Raw genomic sequence first — 22,486 nt, 5'->3', positions numbered from 1 at the left:
TCTTCCCGGTCTCCCCGGGGACATCGCCGCTCACGACTTCTCCTTGCTTCCGAAGGTGTCACGGACGCGGTCGGCGACGCCCAGCAGATTGGCCTCGAAGGTGAAGCCCTGCTCGAAGCGGTAGCTGCGGCGGACGTCGACCGGGTCGATCCCGTTGATGGCCGCCTTCGCGAGGCGGATCAGGGTGCCGTCCTTGGCGGCGATCTCGGACGCCAGCCGCACGGCCGCGTCCAGCAGTTCCGCACGGGGGACGACCTCCCAGACCGAGCCGTGGTGGTGCAGCTCCCGGGCGGTGGCCGTGCGCGAGGTGTAGTAGAGGGTGCGCATCAGGTGCTGGGGGACCAGGCGGGCGAGGTGGGTCGCGGCGCCGAGGGCGCCCCGGTCCAGCTCGGGGAGGCCGAACGTCGCGTCGTCGCTCGCCACGATGGCGTCGGCGTTGCCCGCCAGGCCGATCCCGCCGCCCAGGCAGAAGCCCGCCACGGCCGCGACCACCGGCACCTCGCACTCGTACACCGCGGCGAACGCCTCGGCGCAGCCGCTGTTGGCGCCCACCAGGGCCTCGTGGCCATCGGTGCGCTGCATTTCCTTGATGTCGACTCCGGCGTTGAATCCGCGCCCGGCGGCGGTGAGCACCACGCAGCGCACGGCCGGGTCGGCGCCCGCCGCGCGTACGGCTGCCGCCAGGTCGTACCAGCCCTTGACGGGCAGCGCGTTGACCGGGGGGAAGTCGACGGTGACCACGGCGACGCCGTTGTGCGGGCTTGAGGTGGAGACACCCATGAGCAGATCAGCTACCTTTCCACCAAACATTTGTTAGGTGAGAAGGTAGCAGTGGATCGCGTACCGCGGGAGGGGGCGCCCGGCGCCCCACCCGTACGACAGCCGAAGAGGAGAAGTGGGATGACGGCAGCACAGAACACGGAAGGCACCGGGGCCCGCCCGGGGGAGACGGCGGACGGCGTCACGGGGGCGAGTCGGGGGATCTGCGCGGGGCGGGTCGCCGTCGTCACGGGCGCCGGCCGCGGTCTGGGCCGCGCCCACGCGCGCGCCCTGGCGGCCGAGGGCGCCCGGGTCGTCGTCAACGACCTGGGGGTCGGGCTCGACGGAGCCGGCGGCTCGGCAGGACCGGCTCAGGAGGTGGTGGACGAGATCGTGGCGGCGGGCGGCGAGGCGGTCGCCCACGGCGGCGACATCGCCACGACGGACGGTGCGGCGTCGCTGGTCGCCACCGCACTCGATGCCTTCGGACGGCTGGACGTCCTCGTCAACAACGCCGGATTCCTGCGGGACAGGATGCTCGTCAACCTCGACGAGGAGAGCTGGGACGCGGTCATGCGCGTCCACCTCAAGGGGCACTTCCTGGCGCTCAAGCACGCCGGGGCGCACTGGCGTGCGGAGGCCAGGGCCGGGCGGATGCCGCAGGCCAGGGTGGTCAACACCAGTTCCGGCGCAGGGCTGCTCGGCAGTGTGGGGCAGGGCAACTACGCGGCGGCCAAGGCCGGGATCCTCGGGCTGACCCTGGTCGCCGCGGCCGAACTGGGGCGTTACGGCGTGCAGGTCAACGCCATCGCCCCGGCGGCCCGCACCCGGATGACCGAGACGGTCTTCGCCGACGCGATGACCGCGACCGGTGACGGCGGTTTCGACGCGATGGCCCCGGAGAACGTCTCGCCGCTCGTGGTCTGGCTCGCCTCCGGGGCGTCCGGCGGGGTGACCGGCCGGGTCTTCGAGGCGGAGGCCGGGCGGATCACGGTCATGGAGGGGTGGCGCCCGGGTCCCGGCGCCGACAAGGGGGCGCGCTGGACACCGGTGGAGGCGGGCGAGGCGGCGCTGCGGCTGCTCGCCGCTGCCGAGCCCGCGCAGCCGGTGTACGGCGCGCGGTGAGCGCCGCCGTGCGGGCGCCGCGGGTGCGCCCGCACGGAGTCCGGCGCACCCGGTGCGCCCGCGGCGGCCGGGTGCGGCCACGGGGACAGGGTGGCGGGAGCGGACCGGTGCGGCCCGTCAGCCTGCCGGCCCGTCGGCCCGTCGGTCCGTCAGCATGTCGGCCCGTCAGGCGGTCGCTGCGGCGGCCGGGGCCGAGCGTGCCGCAAGATAGCGCCCCGGGACGTCGCCGCCCCCGTGGACCGCGAGGTCGGCCCCGTTCACGTACGACGCCTGACGGCCCGCCAGGTACAGGCAGGCGTCGGCCACGTCGGACGGGACGGCCATCCGCCCCATGGGGATGGTCCGCGCTACTGCCGCGCCCCCGTCGCCGCCGTAGACGGCTGCCGCGTTCTCGGTCCGGATCAGCCCCGTCGTGATGTGGTTGACGCGGACCAGCGGCGCCCACTCCAGTGCCAGGGCGCGCGTCAGGCCGAGCAGCCCGGCCTTGGCCGCCGAGTAGGCGGCCGTACCCGGCTGCGGGTCGTGCCCCGAGACGCTGCCGATGTTCACCACCGAGCCGCCCTGCTCCTGCGTCCGCATGACGCGGTTGGCCGCCTGGGCCGTGTAGAAGGGTGCCAGCAGATTGAGTGCGACGATCCGCTCGACGAACCGCGGCGAGACGGTGGCGGCGTCCGATTCGGGTGAGCCCCCCGCGTTGTTGACGAGCGTGTCCAGCCGGCCGAACAGGGCTGCCGCGTGGTCGACGAGGCCCGCCGCCGCGTCGGGATCGCGTACGTCCGCCGCGAGGAAGGCCGCGGTGCGCCCGTCTGCGGCGGGCAGCGAACCTGGTTCGCCCCGGCCGCAGACGAGCACTTCGGCCCCTGCGGCGAGAAACGCCTCGGCGATCGCGTATCCGATGCCTTTGGTGCCGCCGGTGACGACGACTGCTCGTCCGGTGAAGTCCGCCGGGTTGCTGATGGTCATGAGCCGCCTCCGTGCCGTCCGGGCCCGGCATCGACAGGGACGGCCGGGGGAGCTGGTGCACAGTCAACCTACCAAGCGTTAGGTAGGTGAGCCAGGGTGTGCCGGATCCCGGGCGTTCCGCCGGCGGGCGGGGGAATCGCCCACGGGGTGGGTCTCCGCCGGACCGCGAGGCGCCGTGCGATGCCGTGCTGCTCGACGGCAACCGGCGGGTGGCCGGGCCCCGTCCGCCGACTCCGTCCCGAATTCGGCGGCTGCGGACGTTTTGTGGTGCCCGGGCGGAGTTCCGGTTCACCTTGTGACCGCTCCGGCCGGGCCTATGCGGTGCACGGTGAGTGAGCCGGGTCACTTTCTGTTGATGTTCAGGCATAGGTAAAGGCCCAGCGGGGAGGTGACCAGACCGCTGGTTGAACCAGCGGCATCGGTTCAGTGAGGAAAGGCAGAACACACGTGTCGGCAAGCGAGACCATTCATGTAGACGGGATGTGGCGGGGCGCCGCATCCGGCGCCACACGGGAGGTCCTCGACCCCGCCGACGCAACCCCCTTGCAGAGCGTGGCCGAAGGCGGCGCCGCGGACGCGGACGCCGCCGTACTGGCCGCGCACACCGCCTTCGCGGGCGGCCGGGGGGACTGGCCGAGCACCCCGGTGGCCGAACGCGCCGCGCTGCTGCGCCGGGTCGCCGGGCTGCTCCAGCGCGACCGCGAGGAGATCGCGCTCATCGAGAGCCGCGACACCGGCAAGACCCTGGAAGAGGGCCGGGTCGACGTGGACGACGTCACCAATGCCTTCCGGTACTTCGCCGATCTGGTCATGAACGAGAGCGGCGGCCGGGTCGTGGATGCCGGCTCGCCCGATGTGCACAGTGTCGTCGTCCATGAGCCGGTCGGCGTCTGCGCGCTGATCACGCCCTGGAACTACCCGCTGCTTCAGGCCAGCTGGAAGATCGCACCGGCGCTCGCCGCGGGCAACACCTTCGTCGTCAAGCCCAGTGAGGTCACCCCCCTCTCCACGGTCCACCTGGTGAAGCTCCTTGCCGAGGCCGGACTGCCCGCCGGAGTGGCCAACATCGTGACGGGGCCCGGTGTCCCGGTGGGTGCCCGGCTGGCCGAACACCCGCAGGTCGACCTGTTCTCCTTCACCGGGGGCCTGGCCAGCGGCACCACGGCCGCGAGGGCGGCCGTCGCCGGTGCGAAGAAGATCGCCCTGGAACTGGGCGGCAAGAACCCCAACGTCGTCTTCGCCGACGCCTGCGCCACCGAGGAGGGCTTCGACACCGCCGTCGACCAGGCGCTGAACGCCGCCTTCATCCACAGCGGCCAGGTCTGCTCGGCGGGTGCCAGGCTCATCGTCGAGGAGTCCGTCCGCGACCGCTTCGTCGCCGAACTGGCCCGCCGCGCCGAGCGGATCAAGCTGGGCCGCGGCACCGCCGACGGCGTCGAGTGCGGACCGCTCGTCTCCCAGCAGCAGCTGGACAAGGTCGAGGCGTACGTGGCGTCCGCGCTGGCCGAAGGGGCGCAGCTGCGCTGCGGAGGCAGCCGCCCCGAACCGTCCGGCGACCGGCCGGCCACCGGGTACTTCTACGCGCCCACCGTCCTCGACGGCTGCCACCGCGAGATGAAGGTCGTCCGCGAGGAGACCTTCGGCCCGATCCTCACCGTCGAGACCTTCCGCGACGAGGAGGAGGCGGTGACACTGGCCAATGACACCGAGTACGGGCTGGCCGGCGCCGTCTGGTCGGCCGACACCGCCCGCGCCCGCCGCGTCGCGGCCCGGCTGCGGCACGGCACCGTCTGGATCAACGACTACCACCCCTACCTCCCGCAGGCGGAGTGGGGCGGCTTCGGCAAGTCCGGTATCGGCCGTGAGCTGGGCCCCACCGGCCTGGACGAGTACCGCGAGTCCAAGCACATCTACGAGAACCTCCGGCCCGCACCGGTCCGCTGGTTCACGGGCTGACTGCCCGTCTGTTCCCAGTAACACGTACGACCGTCAGCACTTTGCAGAAGGAGCAACGCCTCATGCCACCGGAGCACTCCACGGTCACCGCCGACTACGTCATCGTCGGCGGCGGCACCGCCGGCTCGGTCATCGCCTCCCGGCTCACCGAGGACCCCGACGTCAGCGTCGTCGTCGTCGAGGGCGGCCCGACCGACATCGACCGCGACGACGTCCTCACCCTGCGCCGCTGGCTCGGCCTGCTCGGCGGTGACCTGGACTACGCGTACCCCACCACCGAGCAGCCGCGCGGCAACTCGCACATCCTGCACAGCCGCGCCAAGGTCCTCGGCGGCTGTTCCTCGCACAACACCCTGATCTCGTTCAAGCCGCTGCCCGGCGACTGGGACGAGTGGGCCGAGCACGGCGCGGCCGGCTGGGACGCGAAGTCCATGGACCCGTACTTCTCCAAGCTCCGCAACAACATCGTCCCGGTCGGCGAGAAGGACCGGAACGCCATCGCCGGTGACTTCGTTACCGCCGCGCAGAAGGCGGCGGGTGTCCCGCGCGTCGAGGGCTTCAACAAGAAGCCCTTCCACGAGGGCGTCGGCTTCTTCGACCTCGCGTACCACCCGGAGAACAACAAGCGCTCCTCGGCCTCGGTCGCCTATCTGCACCCGCACATCGAGGCGGGGGACCGGCCCAACCTCACGATCATGCTGGAGACCTGGGCCCACCGCCTCGAACTGGACGGCACCCGCGCCACCGGGGTGCACGTGCGCACCAAGGACGGCGACGAGGTGCTGCTGCGGGCCGCCCGCGAAGTACTGGTCTGCGCGGGCGCGGTGGACACCCCCCGGCTGCTGATGCTGTCGGGCATCGGCCCGAAGCGGGACCTGGAGGCCCTCGGCATCCCCGTCGTGCACGATCTGCCGGGCGTCGGCGAGAACCTCCTCGACCACCCCGAGTCCGTCATCGTGTGGGAGACCGACGGGCCCATCCCGGAGAACTCGGCGATGGACTCCGACGCCGGACTCTTCGTCCGCCGTGACCCCGGATCGCGCGGTCCGGACCTGATGTTCCACTTCTACCAGATCCCCTTCACCGACAACCCCGAGCGGCTGGGCTACGAGAAGCCCGAGCACGGCGTGTCGATGACGCCCAACATCCCCAAGCCGCGCAGCCGCGGCCGTCTCTACCTCACCAGCGCCGACCCCGAGGTCAAACCGGCCCTGGACTTCCGCTACTTCACCGACGAGGACGACTACGACGGCCGGACACTGGTCGACGGCATCCGCCTCGCCCGTGAGATCGCGAAGACCGAACCGCTCGCCCACTGGCTCAAGCGCGAGGTCTGCCCGGGCCCCGATGTCACCTCCGACGAGGACATCAGCGAGTACGCCCGCAAGGTCGCGCACACCGTCTACCACCCGGCGGGCACGTGCAGGATGGGCGCGCCCGACGACGCCCTGGCCGTGGTCGACCCAGAACTGCGGATCCGCGGACTCTCCGGGATCCGGATCGCCGACGCGTCCGTCTTCCCGACGATGCCTTCGGTCAACCCCATGATCGGAGTCCTCATGGTCGGCGAGAAGTGCGCCGAACTCCTGACCGCCACCCCCGCCCAGGGCGGTGCGGCATGACAGCGACCACCCCCGCCGCCGGCGGACCGGCCACACCGCCGGCACCGGACCCGGCGGACGGCAAGCGCGGCACCGTCTTCTCCGTACGCAACCTCTGGAAGGTCTTCGGCCCCCGCGCCGAGCGGATTCCCGGCGACAGCTCGCTGACCGGCCTGTCCGCCGGAGAGCTGCGAGAGCGCACCGGCTGCACCGCCGCCGTGCGTGACGTCTCCTTCGACGTCCGTGAGGGCGAGGTCTTCGTCGTCATGGGCCTCTCCGGCTCCGGCAAATCGACGCTGGTGCGCTGTCTGACCCGGCTCATCGAGCCCACCAGCGGCGACCTCACCATGGACGGCGAGGACGTCCGTGCCATGGACAAGACCGCGCTGCGCGAACTGCGCCGCCACCGCGCCGCCATGGTCTTCCAGCACTTCGGTCTGCTCCCGCACCGCACCGTCCTGGACAACGTCGCCTACGGGCTGGAGATCCAGGGCGTCGGCCGCGCCGAACGCCGCGCCAAGGCCGCCGAGTTCATCGAGAAGGTCGGCCTGACGGGCCTGGAGGACCGGCGCCCGAGCGAGCTCTCCGGCGGCCAGCAGCAGCGGGTCGGCCTGGCCCGCGCACTCGCCGTCGACCCCGAAGTCCTGCTCTTCGACGAGCCGTTCAGCGCGCTCGACCCGCTCATCAGGCGGGACATGCAGGAGGAGGTCGTCCGGCTGCACAGGGACGAGGGCCGCACCATGGTCTTCATCACCCACGACCTGTCCGAGGCCCTGACCCTGGGCGACCGCATCGCGCTGATGCGCGACGGCAGGATCGTGCAGCTCGGCACTCCGGAGGAGATCGTCGGCTCGCCCGCCGACGACTACGTCCGCGACTTCGTCCGCGACGTGCCGCGTGAACAGGTCCTCACGGTCCGCCGTGCCATGCGCCAGGCGCGCGGAAACGAGGCGGAGGAGGGCGAGTCGGTGGCCCCCGGCACGCTCATATCCGACGCCATCGACACCGTCGTCCGCTCCGGAGGCGCCGTGCGCGTCGTCGAGGGGGAGCGGTGCCTGGGCATCGTGGACCACGCCTGCCTGCTCGCCGTGGTGGCCCGCCTGGACGAGAACCCGGACCCGAGCGGGGTGGCCGCCTGATGTGTACGCACCCGGCCTCCGCGCCCGTCCCCCCGGCCCGCGCGGCGATGCGGAGGCGCGCATGACAGCCGCCACCGCCGCGCCCCCGCGCACCGAGAGCCCGGCCGCCCCCGGCAGGGCCGCCAGGATCCGTACCGCGCTGCTCCACCGGGGCGCGGGCAAACTCGTGGTGCTCGCCGTCGCCGCCGCCGTCCTCGTACCGATCGCGAACGCCGTCTGGTCCAGCGGGCTGTGGCCCGGCGCGCTCACCGTGGACGTCTCGGCGCCCCTGGGCCACGTCAGCGACTGGATCATCGACAACCGCGACACCCACCCGCTCTTCCTCTACTTCCTCGGCTATCTGAGCAACGCCGTGGTCATCGCCGTACGCGCCGTCTACCTGGTGCTGCTCGCCCTCGGCTGGACCGGGGTCACCGCCGCGGTCACCCTGGTGGCCTGGCGGGTGGCCGGATGGCGCATCGCCGCCACCGCACTGGTCTCCTTCCTGGTCAGTGGCGTGCTGGACATGTGGGTGCCGACCATGCAGACGCTCGCACTCATGGTGGTGGCCGTCGTGGTGTCCGCCGTCGTCGGAGCGGTGCTGGGTCTTGCGGGCGGTCTCTCCGACCGGATGTTCCGCATCCTGCGCCCGGTGCTCGACACCATGCAGGTGCTGCCCGCCTTCGCGTATCTGCTGCCCGTGGTCCTGGTGTTCGGCATCGGCGTCCCTGCCGCGCTGCTCGCCACCGTCGTCTACGCGGCGCCGCCGATGGCCAGGCTCACCGCGCTCGGGCTGCGCGGCGCCGACGCCGGGGTCCTGGAGGCCGTCGCCTCGCTCGGCTCCACGGCACGCCAGCGACTCGTCACCGCCCGGCTTCCGCTGGCCCGCAAGGAGCTTCTCCTCGGCCTCAACCAGACCATCATGATGGCGCTCTCGATGGTCGTCATCGCCTCCCTCATCGGAGCCGGCGGCCTCGGTGACCGCGTCTACCAGGCGCTGGCCTCCGTCGACGTCGGCGGGGCGCTGGCCGCGGCCATCCCGATCGTGCTGCTGGCCATCGTCATGGACCGCACCACCGCCGCAGCCGGGACCCGGCTCGGCACCGAGCCCTCCGGGCCCGCCGCACTGCGCGGCCCGCGCGGCTGGGCGCTCGCGGCCGTGGCCACCGCGCTTGTCGCGGTGGCCGGCCGGCTGGCGGGCTCCACGCTCTGGCCCGGGGGATACACGGTGGCCATCGCACGGCCGGTCGACGACTTCAAGGAGTGGATGGTCGACCACCTCTACTCCGGAGTGCCCGTCGTCGGCGGCACCGCCGACTGGGCCGCGCACTTCACCTCGTGGATCCTGGACCCGCTCAGGGACGGACTGACCGGCCTGCCCTGGTGGGGCGCGCTGCTGATCGTCGCCGCCCTCGCCTGGCTGATCGGCACCTGGCAGACCGCCCTCACCGCGGTACTCGCACTCTGCGCCATCGGCGTCCTCGGCATGTGGAAGCCGTCCATGGACACGCTCTCGCAGGTCCTGGCCGCACTCGTCGTCACACTCGTCATCGGATTCGGCGCCGGGATACTCGCCGCGGGCAGCCGCCGCGCCGAGGCCGTACTGCGCCCGGTCCTGGACGTCATGCAGACCATGCCGCAGTTCGTGTACCTCATCCCGGTCGTCGCGCTCTTCGCTGTGGGCCGCGCCCCGGCCGCCGCGGCCGCGGTCGTCTACGCCCTGCCCGCCGTCATCCGCATCACCACCCAGGGCCTGCGCCAGGTCGACCCCGCCGCCGTGGAAGCGGCCAGGTCGCTCGGCGCCACCCGGCTGCAGACGCTGCGCCAGGTCCAGCTGCCGCTGGCCCGCCCGGCGCTGCTGCTCGCCGTCAACCAGGGCGTGGTCCTCGTTCTCGCCGTGGTCATCATCGGCGGTCTGGTCGGTGGCGGGGCGCTCGGCTACGACGTTGTCACCGGACTGGCCACGGGCGACCTGGCCGTCGGGCTCGTCGCCGGTGTGGCCATCGTCTGCCTCGGCCTCATGCTCGACCGCGTCACCCAGCCCACCGAACGCCGCACACGGAAGGGAGCCTGAGCCGTGACCCGTACACGTACCCGTGGCACCCGCCGCGCCACAACCGGCCTCGCCGCCCTGGCCTCGGCAGCCCTGCTGGTCTCGCTCAGCGGCTGCGGAGCCGCCGATATGACGAAGCAGTCCTCACCGTTCGCAGCGGCCAAGGGCGCCAAGTCCGTCACACTCTCGGTGCAGAGCTGGGTCGGTGCCCAGGCGAACGTGGCCGTCGCCAAGTATCTGCTCGAACACCGGCTGGGCTACCGGGTCGACACCGTCCAGGTGGACGAGATTCCCGCCTGGGACGCCCTCAGCCAGGGCCGCGTCGACGCGATCCTGGAGGACTGGGGCCACCCCGACCAGGAGAAGCGGTACGTCAAGGACAAGAAGACGATCACGGCGGGCGGCGACCTCGGAGTCACCGGTCACATCGGCTGGTTCGTCCCGAAGTACTGGGCGGACAAACACCCCGACGTCACCGACTGGAAGAACCTCAACAAGTACGCGGGGCAACTGCGTACGGCGGAGAGCGGCAGCAAGGGCCAGCTCATGGACGGTTCGCCGTCCTATGTCACGAATGACAAGGCGCTGGTGAAGAACCTCAAGCTGGACTACGACGTGGTCTTCGCCGGGTCGGAGGCCGCGCAGATCACCCAGATCCAGCAGTTCGCCAAGGAGAAGAAGCCCTTCCTCACCTACTGGTACGAACCGCAGTGGCTCTTCAACCAGGTGCCGATGAAGGAGGTCAAGCTCCCCCGCTACACCGCGAAGTGCGCGGACAAGGGGGTGAAGGACCCCAAGTCCGTCGACTGCGCCTACCCGTCGACGCCCCTGCAGAAGTACTTCAACACCGACTTCACCAGGACCGGAGGCGCCGCCGCCACGTTCCTGAAGAAGTTCAAGTGGACGAAGGACGACCAGAACAAGGTCTCCGCGATGATCGCGTCGCAGGGCCTCTCGGCGGACGAGGCGGCCAAGCGCTGGGTGGACCAGAACCCCGCCGTCTGGAAGAAGTGGCTTCCGGGCACGGAGTGACGGGAGCAGGGCCACGGCGCGGGAGCCGCGGCCGACGAGCGCGGCCGGCCGCGGTCCTTACGGGCCGCGGCCGGCCGCGCTGCGCCGTCCGGGTGGGGGCCGGGAGCCGTCCGCAGGGCCCGGCCGCCCATGCTGTTTCGGCGGCGGGGCACGCCGGTACCCATGGGACGACAGGTCAGTGGCCGCCGTGCTCACCGGGCGCGAGAGGGAATCCGGTCCGTGTACGGCCGGCCACCACCACGCGTACACCGGAGGTTCCCCGTGCTGACGACCCACTACGTCCCTGGCTCGCCGAACTGGCTCGACCTCGGCGCCCCGGACATCGACGCAGCCGTCGCGTTCTACACCGGCGTGTTCGACTGGACCTTCCAGTCGGCGGGTCCCGAGGCGGGGGGCTACGGCTTCCTCCAGAAGGGCGGCAGAACGGTGGGAGCCATCGGCCTGCTGACGGAGGAGGGTGCGAGCTCCGCCTGGACGGTGTACTTCCACACGGCCGACGCCGAAGCCACCGCCCGCGCCGTGGAGCAGGCCGGCGGTACCGTCCGCTTCCCGGCGGCCGACGTCTTCACCGCCGGTCGCATGGCGGGCTTCACCGACCCGGCGGGCGCCGACTTCGCGGTCTGGCAACCGGGCGATGTGCAGGGCCTGGACACCGTCATGGAGCCGGACGCGATGTGCTGGACTGAGCTGCACACCGCCGACACGGCGGCGGCGAAGTCCTTCTACCGTGCGGTCTTCTCCTGGGAGTACCAGGACATGTCCATGGGCGACGGCATGGTGTACACCATCGTTTCCGCGCCGGGCGGAGGCAAGGGTGACGACACCAGCCACGGCGGCATCATGCAGCTTCCCCAGGAGAACCTGGACGCCGGAGCGCGGCCGGAGTGGCACCCGTACTTCGGTGTCGAGGACTGCGACGCCACATTCGCCGCGGCCACCGGACGCGGCGCCACGGCTCTGATGCCGCCGAGCAGCGTTCCGGGCGTCGGCCGGCTGGCCCTGCTCACGGACCCGGCAGGCGCGATGTTCGCACTGATCAAGGGCGACCCGTCCATGACCTGACCTGACCTGACCTGACCTGACCCGACCCGACCGGGCGGGCTCGGCCGGGCCGGGTCAGGCTCGCCCGGTTCCGCCCGGCGGCCCGGGAGGCTCTCTCTCCGGCCGGAGAGAGAAGTGACGTGTGATCAGCTCTCGTTCCCGTTGCGCGAAATGGTATTTCGTGGCTCCTGGCAGGGGCCGCTACGGTCGAAATCATGGAGTCGAAATTTCGGACGGCCGGAGAAATCGCGGCTGCCTTGCGTGCTGGTGAAGTGAGTTCGGCGGAACTGACCGACGAGGCGATCGCCCGCATCGAGCGGGACGACGAAGAAATCAATGCGATCTGCGTGCCGGACTTCGACCGTGCACGGGCCGCCGCGGACGGCGCCGACCAGGCGCGCGCCCGCGGAGAGGACCGGCCGCTGCTCGGTATTCCGGTGACGGTCAAAGAGTCCTACAACATCGCAGGCCTGCCCACGACGTGGGGACTGCCGCCGCACCGGAACCACCTGCCGGCCGAGGACGCGGTCCAGGTGGCCCGGCTCAAGGACGCGGGCGCGGTGGTGCTGGGCAAGACCAATGTGCCGCGGGGCCTGCAAGATGTGCAGAGTTTCAACGAGATCTACGGCACCACCAACAACCCCTGGGATCACCGTCGTACGCCCGGTGGGTCCTCCGGCGGCTCAGCGGCGGCCCTGGCGTCCGGATTCGGTGCGCTCTCCATAGGCTCCGACATCGCCGGTTCCTTGCGCACCCCCGCACACTTCTGCGGTGTCTACGCGCACAAGCCGACCCTCGGACTCGCGGCGACCCGCGGCATGGTGCCGCCGGGCGTCCCGGCGCTGCCGGGGGATCACGACCTCGCCGTCGTGGGTCCGATGGCCCGCACGGCCCGCGACCTCACGCTGCTGCTCGACATCATGGCCGGGCCGGACCCGCTGACGCTCGGTGTGGCACACACGTTGAAGCTGCCGCCCGCGCGTCACGAGCGGCTCCGCGACTTCCGGGTCCTGGTCCTCGACCAGCATCCGTTCATCCCGACCGGATCCGCCGTGCGCGCGGGCGTGGACAAGGTGGCCGGTGCGCTCGCCGACGGCGGCGCCCGTGTGGAACGGCACAGTCCGCTGCTGCCCGATCTGACCGAAGCAGCCCTCCTCTACACGCAGTTGCTGTTTTCGAGCACCGTCGCACGTTTTCCCGTCGAGTCGTACGAGCAACTGCGGACCCGCGCCGCCGGGCTGAGCCCGGACGACCGGAGCCTTGATGCGGCCCGGCTGCGCGGCATGGTGTTCCGGCACCTCGACTGGATCGACGCCAACAACCGCCGCGAGGTCCACCGGCACGGCTGGCGGCACCTGTTCGCCGAGTTCGACGTGGTGGTGTGTCCCATCACGCCCACTCCCGCGTTCCCGCACGACCACAACCCTCATCCGGAGGAACGCCGGCTCGACATCGACGGCGTCCCGTACCCGTACTTCGACCAGCTCGTCTGGGCCGGTCTCGCCACCATGCCCGGACTGCCCGCCACCGCCATACCGACGGGCCTCTCCCCGGAGGGCCTGCCGGTGGGAGTGCAGCTCATCGGCCCGATGTCCGAGGACCGCACCCCGCTGCGGCTGGCCGAACTGCTCGAACAGGAAATCGGCGGCTTCCAGGCACCCGCGTAGGGCCTGTCGGGGCTGCTGCGAGCCGGATCGCGGGGAGGAGGAAGGAAGAGCGTCGACCACCGGACAAGTGTGCCGGTGATTGCCCCGGGGGCGGTGGTATCCCCGCCCCCGGGGCCCGGGCGATTTCAGCGGCGGGTCTCGACGCTCATGGTGCCGTGGGTCACCGCGCGCATCCTGTCACCGGCGAGCATGGCGTGCGGGTAGCCGGGCTCGATCGCGCCCGCCGCGTCGAGGCGGGCCAGTTGGGAGGCGGTGAACTCGACCTCCAGGGCGCCCAGATTGTCCTCCAGCTGAGCGGGGGTACGGGCGCCGATGAGTGACGTCGTCACACCCGGGTTCTGCAGGGTCCAGGCCAGACCGACCTGGGCGGTTGTCCGGCCCAGCTCCGTGGCGACGTCCTTCACGACATCGGCGACGTCCAGGTTGCGTTCGGTGAGCCCGCCGTTGGCGATGTTGAAATTCCTGCGCGTGCCGTCGTCGGCCGGGGCGCTCGCCGCGGTCAGGTCGTCGCGGCTGTACTTGCCGGTGAGCACCCCGCCGGCCAGCGGAGAGTACGGCACCACGCCCAGGCCCATCTCGCGTGCCATGGGGATCAGGTCACGCTCCCCGGTACGTTCGACCAGGTTGTACTCGATCTGCAGTGCGACAAGCGGCGACCAGCCGCGCAGGTCGGCGATCGCCTGCATGCGCGACACCTGCCAGGCCGGGGCGTTCGAGATCGCGACGTACAGGACCTTGCCCTGCCGGACCAGATCGTCCAGGCCGCGCAGGATCTCCTCGACCGGTGTCGTGAAATCCCACACGTGCAGGTAGAGCAGATCGATGTACTCCGTATTCAGCTGCCGCAGACTCGCCTCCACCGACGCGAACAGGCTCTTGCGGTGCGGGCCCCCGGAATTAGGGTCGCCGGGGCGGCGCAGTGCCGTGTATTTCGTTGCCAGCACCAGGCTTTCGCGGTTGGTTCGGGTGAATTCGCCCAGCAGCCGCTCGGAGCCGCCATTGGTGTAGGTGTTGGCGGTGTCGATGAAGTTGCCTCCGCGCTCGACGTAGAGGTCGAACAGCTTGCGCGCCTCGTCCTGCTCGGCGCCCCAGCCCCATTCGGTGCCGAAGGTCGCCGCGCCGAGTGCCAGGGGTGAGACTCGCAGCCCGGAGCGGCCCAGCAGCCGGTAGCTTTCGAGGGTGAGCGGCATCGTGTCCTCCTGAGTCGGTGATCCGTCGTCGAGAACAAGACTGTGACGGCCGCCGGCCAGAGGTAAGGGACGGAAGTTCCTGGGAACACGAGTCCTACCCAGGCTGTTGGACGGGCATGACGACCCGCACAGTGGACACGACACAGGAGCTGGCCGCGTTCCTGCGGACCCGGCGCGAGCGCCTGGACCCGGACGACTTCGGCCTGCCGCCGCGCAGGCAGGCCAGGCGGACCCCGGGGCTGCGCCGCGAAGAGGTCGCCGAACTGGCCGGGGTCAGCGTCGACTACGTCGTGCGGCTGGAGCAGGGCCGCGGACTGCGACCCTCGGCGAGCGTGGTGGAGGCGCTGGCCGGGGCGCTGCGCCTGGCCCCCGACGAACGCGCCTACCTCTTCGACCTGACCCGGCAGCGCCCCCGCAGCGCCGGCAGACCCGTAACCACTGCGGCCCCTTCGCTGGCCCGGCTGGTCGCCGATCTGTCGCCGCTGCCGGTCATGCTGCTGAACCACCGCTACGACATCCTGGCCTGGAACGGCGAAATGGCGGGGCTGCTGACGGATTTCGACACGCTGCCGCCGGAGCAGCGCAACGCGATGTGGCTGTGCCTGATGCATCCGCGGATCCGTGAGCTCTATGTCGACAGGGAACGCGTCGTGCGGGAGGGGATCGCCCACCTTCGCGCCGCCTGGGCCGCGCATCCGGAGGACCGGGCGCTGGGCGATCTCATCGCCGGACTCACCACGTCCAACGAGGAATTCGCACGACTGTGGGCCGAGCGGGATATCAAGGTCAACGGCCGTGGGAACAAGGTGATGCGGCACCCGGTCGTCGGTGTGATCACCGTGCAGTTCGAAGTGCTGACGCCGCTTGAGGATCCGGGCCAGCGGTTGGTGATCTACCGCGCCGCGGACGACGAGAGCCGCGCGGCGCTGGGCCGGTTGTGCGTGGGGTGAGAGGGGGCCGTCCTTCCGTACGCCGAGCCGGAGAACCACTCCGGCGTGCTTCCGGACGCGGTCTCGCGACCGGTTCCGGAAGCACGCAGGAATGAGCGCTCGGGCGTGCCGGGCAGCGGGCGCGGCGCGAGGGGAGGCGACCGGTCCCGGGCGCAGCGGCCGCCCTCAGCTCGCGGGAGCGGCGTTGAGCAGGTCGAGCGTGCTCTGCTGGCAGCCGTAGTCGGGTGTTCCGGCCCAGGGGCCGTTCCAGTGCGGTCCGTACAGGTCGAGCGCGTTGCGGTCCTTGCTGTGTGCGGCCTCCGCCCACCGCTTCAGCGCCGTGCTGTACGGGTGGTCCGACAGCTCCCCGTCGAGCGTGCCGAGCCCCCGGACGTAGGCTCCCTTGAACGACGGGCCGTCGCCGGTGCACCCGTCGGACTCGCCGGGCTCGCGGAGCACTCCGTCGGTCTCCAGCCGGGTGGTGGAGGCGCCGGCCAGGGTCCGCGCGGTGTCCAGCAGTGTGCTGTCACCGGTCGCCCGGTGCAGTTCGGTCAGTCCGCCGAGGACCACACCCTGGTTGTAGGTCCAGGTCTGCTGGCCGTTGTTGGAACAGTCGTCGTTCAGACCGTCGTTGATCATGTGGTCCGAGTTGATCATGCCGCTCGCGCTGAACCACTTCCACTCGTTCTCCGCCCGGTCCAGATAGGCGGAGTCGCCGGGTATGCGGTTGTGCAGAGCGGCGTTGAGCTGGAGGAACAGTTCATTGGTGATCGCGTTCTTGTATGTCTTGGTCTCGTTCCACAGCACTCCGCCCCCGCAGGCGTCCGTCCAGTTGGCGAACATGTGGTCGGCGTCGGCGCGTGCGGTGGTGAGGTAGCGGCTGTCGCCGGTCAGGTCGTACGCGGCGACCCAGGCGAGCCCCCACCAGCCGGTGTCGTCGAGGTAGTCGTTGGTGAAGTTGCCGCCCTGCGCGCCGATGTTCTTGTCGTAGGTGCTGGACACGGCGTACGTGTAGCTGGACATGCCACTGGTCCGGATGTTGTCGATGACGGCCGTCAGTGCGTTGGCACTGGTCCACCAGCCGTTGCCGCCGAACAGGCCGGTGTTCCTGTCGTACGACATCATCAGCGCGGTCGCGGCGGCGGTGCTCCTGCTGCCCGCGTTCCAGTCCGTGCGGGCCCACTCCGTACAGGCGACCTCGGCCCGGTCCCCGGCCTTTCCGCAGGCGCGGAGTGCGCCCACCCCGGCCGTGTTCCAGTCGTCGACGTTGTACATCTGGGTGCGCCAGCCCGCCGATCCCGACGGGGTGCTGGTGTCCCCCAGTTTGCTGCCCGACGACCAGGTTCTGCCGCCGTCGAAGGAGCGGTCCAGCCATACCTCGTCGCCCGCGTTGCCGTTGTCGATGGAGGCCCACCCCATGACATCGTTGTCAGAGAGATGCAGGGCGACGGTGCGCGAGTAGATCGAGGCGGTGACCGGCGTTCTGTCCCCCGTCGCACCGGAGGGATCGCGGGCATCGCAGTACTTGTTGCAGATCGCCGCCTCGGTTCCGGCGGAGGCGGCCTGCGGAAGGAAGCCGAGGAGCAGGCACGACATGGCGGCGAGGAGGGTCAGCCGTCTGGGTGTGGGGGACATGTGAGCCTTCCGGGTGGGACGGAGGGCGTCGGGTCGGCGCCCGGGCGAGCGGCGAACAAGATATCAGGGGCATGTCAAAAAGGGACCCTGTGTCACAGACCGGCTCCGTCACAGACCGGCTCCGTCACGGACCGGGCTCCGTCGCGGCCGGATCCGATCCGGCCGCGACGGAGCCGGTCCGTGACGGAACAGCGGCGACGGGTGTCACCTGCCGCCCGCCACCCGCAGGATCGCCCCGGTGGCGTACGACGCGTCGTCCGACAGGAGCCAGGAGACGGCGCCCGCGATCTCGTCAGGGAGGCCCGCCCGGCCCATCGGCACGGTGGAGGCGAGCTTGTCGGGGCGTTCGGGGTCCAGGTGGAACTCCGTCCTGATGACACCCGGCGCGACGCAGTTGACGCGGATGCCCGCAGCGGCCGTCTCCTTCGAGAGGCCGATGGTCAGGGCGTCCACGGCTGCCTTGGCGGCGGCGTAGTGGACGTACTCGCCCGGGCTGCCGAGGGTGGCGGCGGCGGACGAGATGTTGACGATGGAACCTCCGCCGGACGGTGTCATGACACGGATCGCCTGACGTGCGCAGAGCAGATAGCCCACGACATTCACGTCCAGGGCCTGACGGATACCCGCCGCGTCCGCGTCGGCGAGCGGGCCGACGGGTCCGCTCACCCCGGCGTTGTTGACCAGTCCGGTCACCACACCGAGTTCGGCGGCCGCGGTCTCGAAGAGCCCGGCCACCGCGGTCTCGTCGGTGGTGTCGACCTGGACCGCCACGGAGCGGCGGCCGGTCGCGCGTACCGAAGCGGCGACGGCCTCTGCCGCGGTGGCGTCCGACCGGTACCCGACGGCGACATGGTGGCCGTCAGCGGCGAGCCGCAGGCAGGCCGCGGCGCCGATGCCGCGACTGCCTCCGGTGACGACGGTGACAGGACTGCGGGTCATGGGATACCTCGGGCTTCCGTGATGCGGGCGTCCTGCGACGGGATATCCACCCTAAGGAGCGGGGCGGCAGCAGGCCCGGCCGGGGTTATCCTCCGCGGGCCGCGGAGGGCCGCTGCGTTTGCGGGCGTGTGTCCCTCGCGCCGAGAATCGGATGCAGTACGGTCCTGGCGCCGGCGGTGCGAGCGTGGATCGACCGTAACCGGGCCACGCCGCGGCAGCGTGCGGGGAGAACTCGCGCGGAGACCCGCGCGGAGAACGGAGCACGGCCATGAAACCGATCGTCACCGTGGGTCTGGACAGCAGGGCCGAGTCGCTCTCCGCGGCACGCTGGGCCGCGCGTGAGGCGCAGCTGCGCGGCGCGACGCTGCGCATCCTGCACGCACGGGCGCCCCGCCCCGAAGGCCCCGGGGGGCCGGCGGACGGGGGAGGCCCGCAGGATCTGCCCCGCTGGATCATGGAGCGGGCACGTGTCGTCGTCGACGAGCGGTGTCCCGGGCTGCCCGTGGTCGAGGAACTGTCGGACGGCGACCCGGTGGAGTCCCTGCTGGAAGCGGCGGGTGACTCGGACGCGGTGGTGCTCGGCTCGCGGGACATGGCTCCGCTGGCCAGTTACTACCTGGGTGACATCGGCCTGCATGTGGTGGCACGCGCCGGGGCCCCGGTCGTCCTCGTACGGGCGCGCGAGGCCACCGGGCCGGTGGCTGACGACGGCGCCGTGGTCCTGGGGCTGTCGCTGCACGGCCCGTGCGACGCGTTGTGCGCGTTCGCCTTCGACACCGCAGCCAGACGCGGCGTCATGCTGCGGGCCGTGCACGGGCGGAGCCTTCCGGAGCACGCCTACACCCGGAGCGGAATCGACGCGCGCGCCTCCGGGCGCACTACCGAACGCGCCCAGCAGGAGCTCAGTGAGGCGCTGCGGCCATGGCAGGAGAAGTTCCCGCAGGTGAGGACCGCCGGGAGGGTTCGGACGGAGAGCCCGGCCCAGGCCGTCGTCCGCGGCGCGGCGGGCGCGGGGCTCCTGGTGGTCGGGCGCCGCACCAACCGTCCCCCGCAGTCGCCGCCGGTCGGCCCTGTCCTGTCCTCGGCCGTGCACCACGCGCCGTGTCCGGTGACGGTGGTCCCGCACGACTGAGCGGCCACGGCATCCGGTCAGCCGTCACGGCGGCGGTCATGACGCCGGGCAGGCGCGGGGGCGGGCCGGCCAGGAGATACGGGGCACACATACCGGACCCCCCGCAGGCACCATGCGGCACCACCCATGAGGCGAGGAGCACCATGCACGAGACCAGCACGGAAGCGCCGGCGGCGGTCGGCGACGAGGAACTCGCGGGGCTGGTCGCCCACTGGCGGGCCGCGAACTACCTGTCGGCCGGTCAGATCTACCTCATGGACAACGCGCTGCTCACCGAGCCGCTCCGGCCGGAGCACATCAAGCCCCGGCTGCTCGGCCACTGGGGCACCTCACCGGGGCTGAACCTGGTCCACACCCATCTGAACCGCGTCGCACGGGCGCGCGGCCAGGACACGGTGTGCGTCTGGGGCCCCGGGCACGGCGGCCCTGCCGTGCTGGCCAACTCCTGGCTGGACGGCAGCTACTCCGAGACGTACCCCGACGTCGGCCGGGACGCGGAGGGCATGGCCCGGCTCTTCCGTCAGTTCTCCTTCCCGGGCGGGGTGCCCAGCCATGTCGCGCCCGAGACCCCTGGCTCGATCCACGAGGGCGGTGAGCTGGGGTACTCCCTCTCCCACGCGTACGGCGCGGCCTTCGACAACCCGGATCTGCTGGCCGCGTGCGTCATCGGTGACGGGGAGGCGGAGACCGGCCCGCTGGCAGGCTCGTGGCACTCCAACAAGTTCCTCGACCCGGTGCGCGACGGCGCCGTCCTGCCGGTCCTGCACCTGAACGGGTACAAGATCGCCAATCCGGCGGTTCTGGCGCGCATCCCCGAGGCGGAGCTGGACGAACTGCTCCGCGGGTACGGCCATGACGTCCTGCACGTCACCGGCGGCGACCCGGACACGGTCCACCGGGCCATGGCCGCGGCGATGGACACCGCCCTGGACCGCATCGCCCTCATCCAGCGCGCCGCCCGCGCGGAGGGCAGCACCGAGCGCCCCCGCTGGCCGATGATCGTGCTGCGCACGCCCAAGGGCTGGACCGGCCCCGTCAGCGTCGACGGACTGCCGGTGGAGGGCACGTGGCGGGCCCACCAGGTGCCGCTGCCCGCAGTCCGCGAGAACCCGGAGCACCTCGCGCAGCTGGAGACGTGGCTGCGCTCCTACCGGCCGGACGAACTCTTCGACGCGGCGGGCCGGCCACGTCCCGAGGTGCTGGCCTGTGTCCCGGACGGGCCCCTGCGCCTGGGAGCCAACCCGCACACCAACGGCGGGCTGCGGCTGCGCGACCTTCCGGTGCCGGCCCTGGAGGAGTACGCGGTGGAGGTCGCGCACCCCGGCGCGGCCATGCACGAACCGACCCGCGTCCTCGGCGGCCTGCTGGAGGCGGTCATGGCGGCCACCGCGGAACGGCGCGACTTCCGTGTGGTGGGTCCCGACGAGACGGCGTCCAACCGGCTGGAGGCCCTGTACACCGCCACCGGGAAGGCCTGGCAGGCGCAGACCCTCGGGGTCGACGAACACCTCGACCGGCACGGCCGGGTGATGGAGATCCTCTCCGAACACACCTGCCAGGGCTGGCTGGAGGGTTACCTCCTCACCGGGCGGCACGGGCTCTTCTCCTGCTACGAGGCCTTCGTCCACATCGTCGACTCGATGGTCAACCAGCACATCAAGTGGCTCAAGGTGTCCCGCACGCTGCCGTGGCGCCGCCCCATCGCCTCCCTCAACTACCTGCTCACCTCGCATGTCTGGCGGCAGGACCACAACGGCTTCTCCCACCAGGATCCGGGCTTCGTGGACCACGTACTCAACAAGTCACCGGAAGTCGTGCGGGTGTACCTCCCGCCGGACACCAACACCCTGCTCTCGGTCGCCGAACACGTGCTGCACAGCAGGGACTACGTCAATGTGGTCGTGGCCGGCAAGCAGCCGACCTTCGACTGGCTCACCCTCGACCAGGCGCGCGCCCACTGTGCGCGCGGAGCCGGGGTCTGGGAGTGGGCCGGTACCGAGCGGGAGGGCGAGGAGCCCGACGTCGTGCTGGCCTGCGCGGGCGACGTCCCCACCCAGGAGGTACTCGCCGCGGCCCAGCTGATCCGCCGCCACCTGCCCTGGCTCGCGGTCCGTGTGGTCAACGTGGTCGATCTGGCCCGGCTGCTCCCGGAGTCGGAGCACCCGCACGGGCTCTCCGGCAAGCAGTACGACGCGCTCTTCACCCGCGACAAGCCGGTGATCTTCGCCTACCACGGGTATCCCTGGCTGATCCACCGCCTCGCCTACCGCCAGGCGGGCCACGACAACCTGCACGTACGCGGCTACAAGGAGTCCGGCACCACGACCACCCCGTTCGACATGGTGGTACGCAACGACCTGGACCGCTACCGGCTGGTGCTGGACGTCATCGACCGGGTCCCCGGGCTCGCGGTACGCGCCACCCGTGCCCGCCAGGCCATGGAGGACACCCGCCTCAGGCACCACGCCTGGATCCGCGAGCACGGCACCGATCTCCCCGAGGTGGCCGACTGGGCCTGGGAGCCGCGGCCCGCCGGGAGCTGAGACCGGCCGGCCGAGCGGTACGGCCCGCACGGCTCCGTCAGGAGGACCGTGCGGGCCGCGTTCCGTCAGGGGCGGTCTGCCGGGGCTGTCTTCCGATCCGTCAGGGGCGGACGGTGCAGACGGCAAGCAGGCAGAAGTTCGCTCCCTGTGTGTTGCTGGGGCCGGTCGAGCCGCTATCCGACCCCTGGTCGCCGACCGTGCACCGGGCCAGCAGGCAGAAGTTGACCCCCTGTATGCCCCGGTAGGCGTCTGCGAGTGACCGCGCGACCGGTGCCTGCCGCCCTGTGCTGTGTGCCGGGGCCGCGCTCGGCTGTGCTCCTGCGGGGGAGGCTGCCGCGGCCCCGCCGGCGGACACCAGCAGGAGCAGGCCGGCGGCCGCGGTCGCGGTCCCCCAGCGGGGCAGGGAAACGGGAATCCTCAAGGGGTCTCCAAGTCTCGTACGGGCCATACGGTTTCGCAGTCGTTCGGCGCGGAGGCCGGCGCGGTTTGGCCGCAGGGCTCGGTGTGACCCAGCTCTCTTCCCGGGTGCCCCGGGCTCGACTCGCTGATGGACAGGCCCGATTCGCCCGGCTGATGACCCGGAATGTGATCTGAGGCACAGGCGCAGTCCATGGTGCTCCCGGCTCCGAACGATGTGTTGATGGCGCAGATGACGCGATGTCGGCATAGGAGGCAGAAGCTGTGGTTCGTCGTGGAGGGGCTGGAGTACCGACCGGTCGAAGGGGCTTGCGGCGGGCCCGCCGGGGACCGGTGCACGGGGACGCGTACCCACCGGGGCGGCCCACGGGATGAACCCGCTACCG

Annotated in this window: 17 protein-coding genes; 11 read left to right on the top strand and 6 right to left on the bottom strand. The window is 71.4% G+C overall.

Going from position 1 to position 22,486, the window contains the following annotated elements; translation table 11 throughout:
* Positions 1 to 30 precede the first annotated feature (30 nt).
* Positions 31 to 780: an enoyl-CoA hydratase family protein gene (locus OG917_RS02830; RefSeq protein ID WP_328315900.1), complete on the bottom strand. Its 750-nt coding sequence runs from the start codon at positions 778 to 780 to the stop codon at positions 31 to 33.
* Between the two features lie 120 nt (positions 781 to 900).
* Here OG917_RS02830 and OG917_RS02825 point away from each other — a divergent pair, with 120 nt between their 5' ends.
* Positions 901 to 1,884: an SDR family oxidoreductase gene (locus OG917_RS02825; RefSeq protein WP_328315899.1), complete on the top strand. Its 984-nt coding sequence runs from the start codon at positions 901 to 903 to the stop codon at positions 1,882 to 1,884.
* A 165-nt stretch (positions 1,885 to 2,049) separates the two neighbouring features.
* Here OG917_RS02825 and OG917_RS02820 read toward each other — a convergent pair whose 3' ends face one another.
* The gene (locus OG917_RS02820) at positions 2,050 to 2,847 is read right to left on the bottom strand and encodes an SDR family oxidoreductase (protein WP_328315898.1); all 798 of its coding nucleotides are present in this window, start codon (positions 2,845 to 2,847) and stop codon (positions 2,050 to 2,052) included.
* Positions 2,848 to 3,327: 480 nt separating this feature from the next.
* On the opposite strand from OG917_RS02820, the gene OG917_RS02815 reads away from it, so the two are divergent.
* The 7 genes from OG917_RS02815 (at position 3,328) to OG917_RS02785 (ending at position 13,315) form a co-directional block, all read left to right on the top strand.
* Entirely contained in the window at positions 3,328 to 4,803 is a 1,476-nt protein-coding gene (locus tag OG917_RS02815; protein ID WP_328321617.1) for an aldehyde dehydrogenase family protein, read from the top strand.
* 62 nt (positions 4,804 to 4,865) lie between these two features.
* Entirely contained in the window at positions 4,866 to 6,425 is a 1,560-nt protein-coding gene (locus OG917_RS02810; RefSeq protein ID WP_328315897.1) for a GMC family oxidoreductase, read from the top strand.
* Complete coding sequence (locus OG917_RS02805) at positions 6,422 to 7,543, top strand: quaternary amine ABC transporter ATP-binding protein (RefSeq protein WP_328315896.1); 1,122 nt, start codon at positions 6,422 to 6,424, stop codon at positions 7,541 to 7,543. The genes OG917_RS02810 and OG917_RS02805 overlap by 4 nt, the downstream gene beginning before the upstream one ends.
* 61 nt (positions 7,544 to 7,604) lie before the next feature.
* Positions 7,605 to 9,596, top strand: a complete 1,992-nt coding sequence (locus OG917_RS02800; RefSeq protein ID WP_328315895.1) for an ABC transporter permease — start codon at positions 7,605 to 7,607, stop codon at positions 9,594 to 9,596.
* 3 nt (positions 9,597 to 9,599) lie between these two features.
* Entirely contained in the window at positions 9,600 to 10,607 is a 1,008-nt protein-coding gene (locus OG917_RS02795) for an ABC transporter substrate-binding protein (RefSeq protein ID WP_328315894.1), read from the top strand.
* A gap of 261 nt (positions 10,608 to 10,868) precedes the next feature.
* Positions 10,869 to 11,669 (top strand): VOC family protein, encoded by an 801-nt coding sequence (locus OG917_RS02790; protein WP_328315893.1) that lies wholly within the window; start codon positions 10,869 to 10,871, stop codon positions 11,667 to 11,669.
* A 194-nt stretch (positions 11,670 to 11,863) separates the two neighbouring features.
* Positions 11,864 to 13,315, top strand: coding sequence for an amidase (locus OG917_RS02785; protein ID WP_328315892.1), 1,452 nt, complete (start codon positions 11,864 to 11,866; stop codon positions 13,313 to 13,315).
* A gap of 125 nt (positions 13,316 to 13,440) precedes the next feature.
* Here OG917_RS02785 and OG917_RS02780 read toward each other — a convergent pair whose 3' ends face one another.
* Positions 13,441 to 14,505, bottom strand: coding sequence for an aldo/keto reductase (locus OG917_RS02780; protein WP_328315891.1), 1,065 nt, complete (start codon positions 14,503 to 14,505; stop codon positions 13,441 to 13,443).
* A gap of 116 nt (positions 14,506 to 14,621) precedes the next feature.
* On the opposite strand from OG917_RS02780, the gene OG917_RS02775 reads away from it, so the two are divergent.
* Positions 14,622 to 15,455, top strand: coding sequence for a helix-turn-helix transcriptional regulator (locus tag OG917_RS02775; RefSeq protein ID WP_328315890.1), 834 nt, complete (start codon positions 14,622 to 14,624; stop codon positions 15,453 to 15,455).
* 165 nt (positions 15,456 to 15,620) lie between these two features.
* Here the strand turns inward: OG917_RS02775 and OG917_RS02770 are convergent, their stop codons facing one another.
* Together OG917_RS02770 and OG917_RS02765 are read right to left on the bottom strand one after the other, a co-directional pair.
* Positions 15,621 to 17,030, bottom strand: coding sequence for a glycoside hydrolase family 76 protein (locus OG917_RS02770; protein WP_328321615.1), 1,410 nt, complete (start codon positions 17,028 to 17,030; stop codon positions 15,621 to 15,623).
* Positions 17,031 to 17,273: 243 nt separating this feature from the next.
* On the bottom strand, positions 17,274 to 18,008 hold the full coding sequence (locus OG917_RS02765; protein WP_328315889.1) for an SDR family NAD(P)-dependent oxidoreductase: 735 nt from the start codon (positions 18,006 to 18,008) through the stop codon (positions 17,274 to 17,276).
* A gap of 268 nt (positions 18,009 to 18,276) precedes the next feature.
* Between OG917_RS02765 and OG917_RS02760 the strand changes: the two genes are divergently transcribed.
* Both OG917_RS02760 and OG917_RS02755 read left to right on the top strand, forming a co-directional pair.
* Positions 18,277 to 19,140, top strand: a complete 864-nt coding sequence (locus tag OG917_RS02760; protein WP_328315888.1) for a universal stress protein — start codon at positions 18,277 to 18,279, stop codon at positions 19,138 to 19,140.
* A gap of 143 nt (positions 19,141 to 19,283) precedes the next feature.
* Entirely contained in the window at positions 19,284 to 21,683 is a 2,400-nt protein-coding gene (locus OG917_RS02755; RefSeq protein ID WP_328315887.1) for a phosphoketolase family protein, read from the top strand.
* 100 nt (positions 21,684 to 21,783) lie between these two features.
* Here OG917_RS02755 and OG917_RS02750 read toward each other — a convergent pair whose 3' ends face one another.
* Positions 21,784 to 22,104: a hypothetical protein gene (locus OG917_RS02750; protein WP_328315886.1), complete on the bottom strand. Its 321-nt coding sequence runs from the start codon at positions 22,102 to 22,104 to the stop codon at positions 21,784 to 21,786.
* Positions 22,105 to 22,486: the final 382 nt, after the last annotated feature.

This window comes from Streptomyces sp. NBC_00388, from assembly GCF_036061255.1.
GTDB lineage: Bacteria > Actinomycetota > Actinomycetes > Streptomycetales > Streptomycetaceae > Streptomyces.
This window is presented reverse-complemented; position numbering and strand designations above follow the sequence as displayed.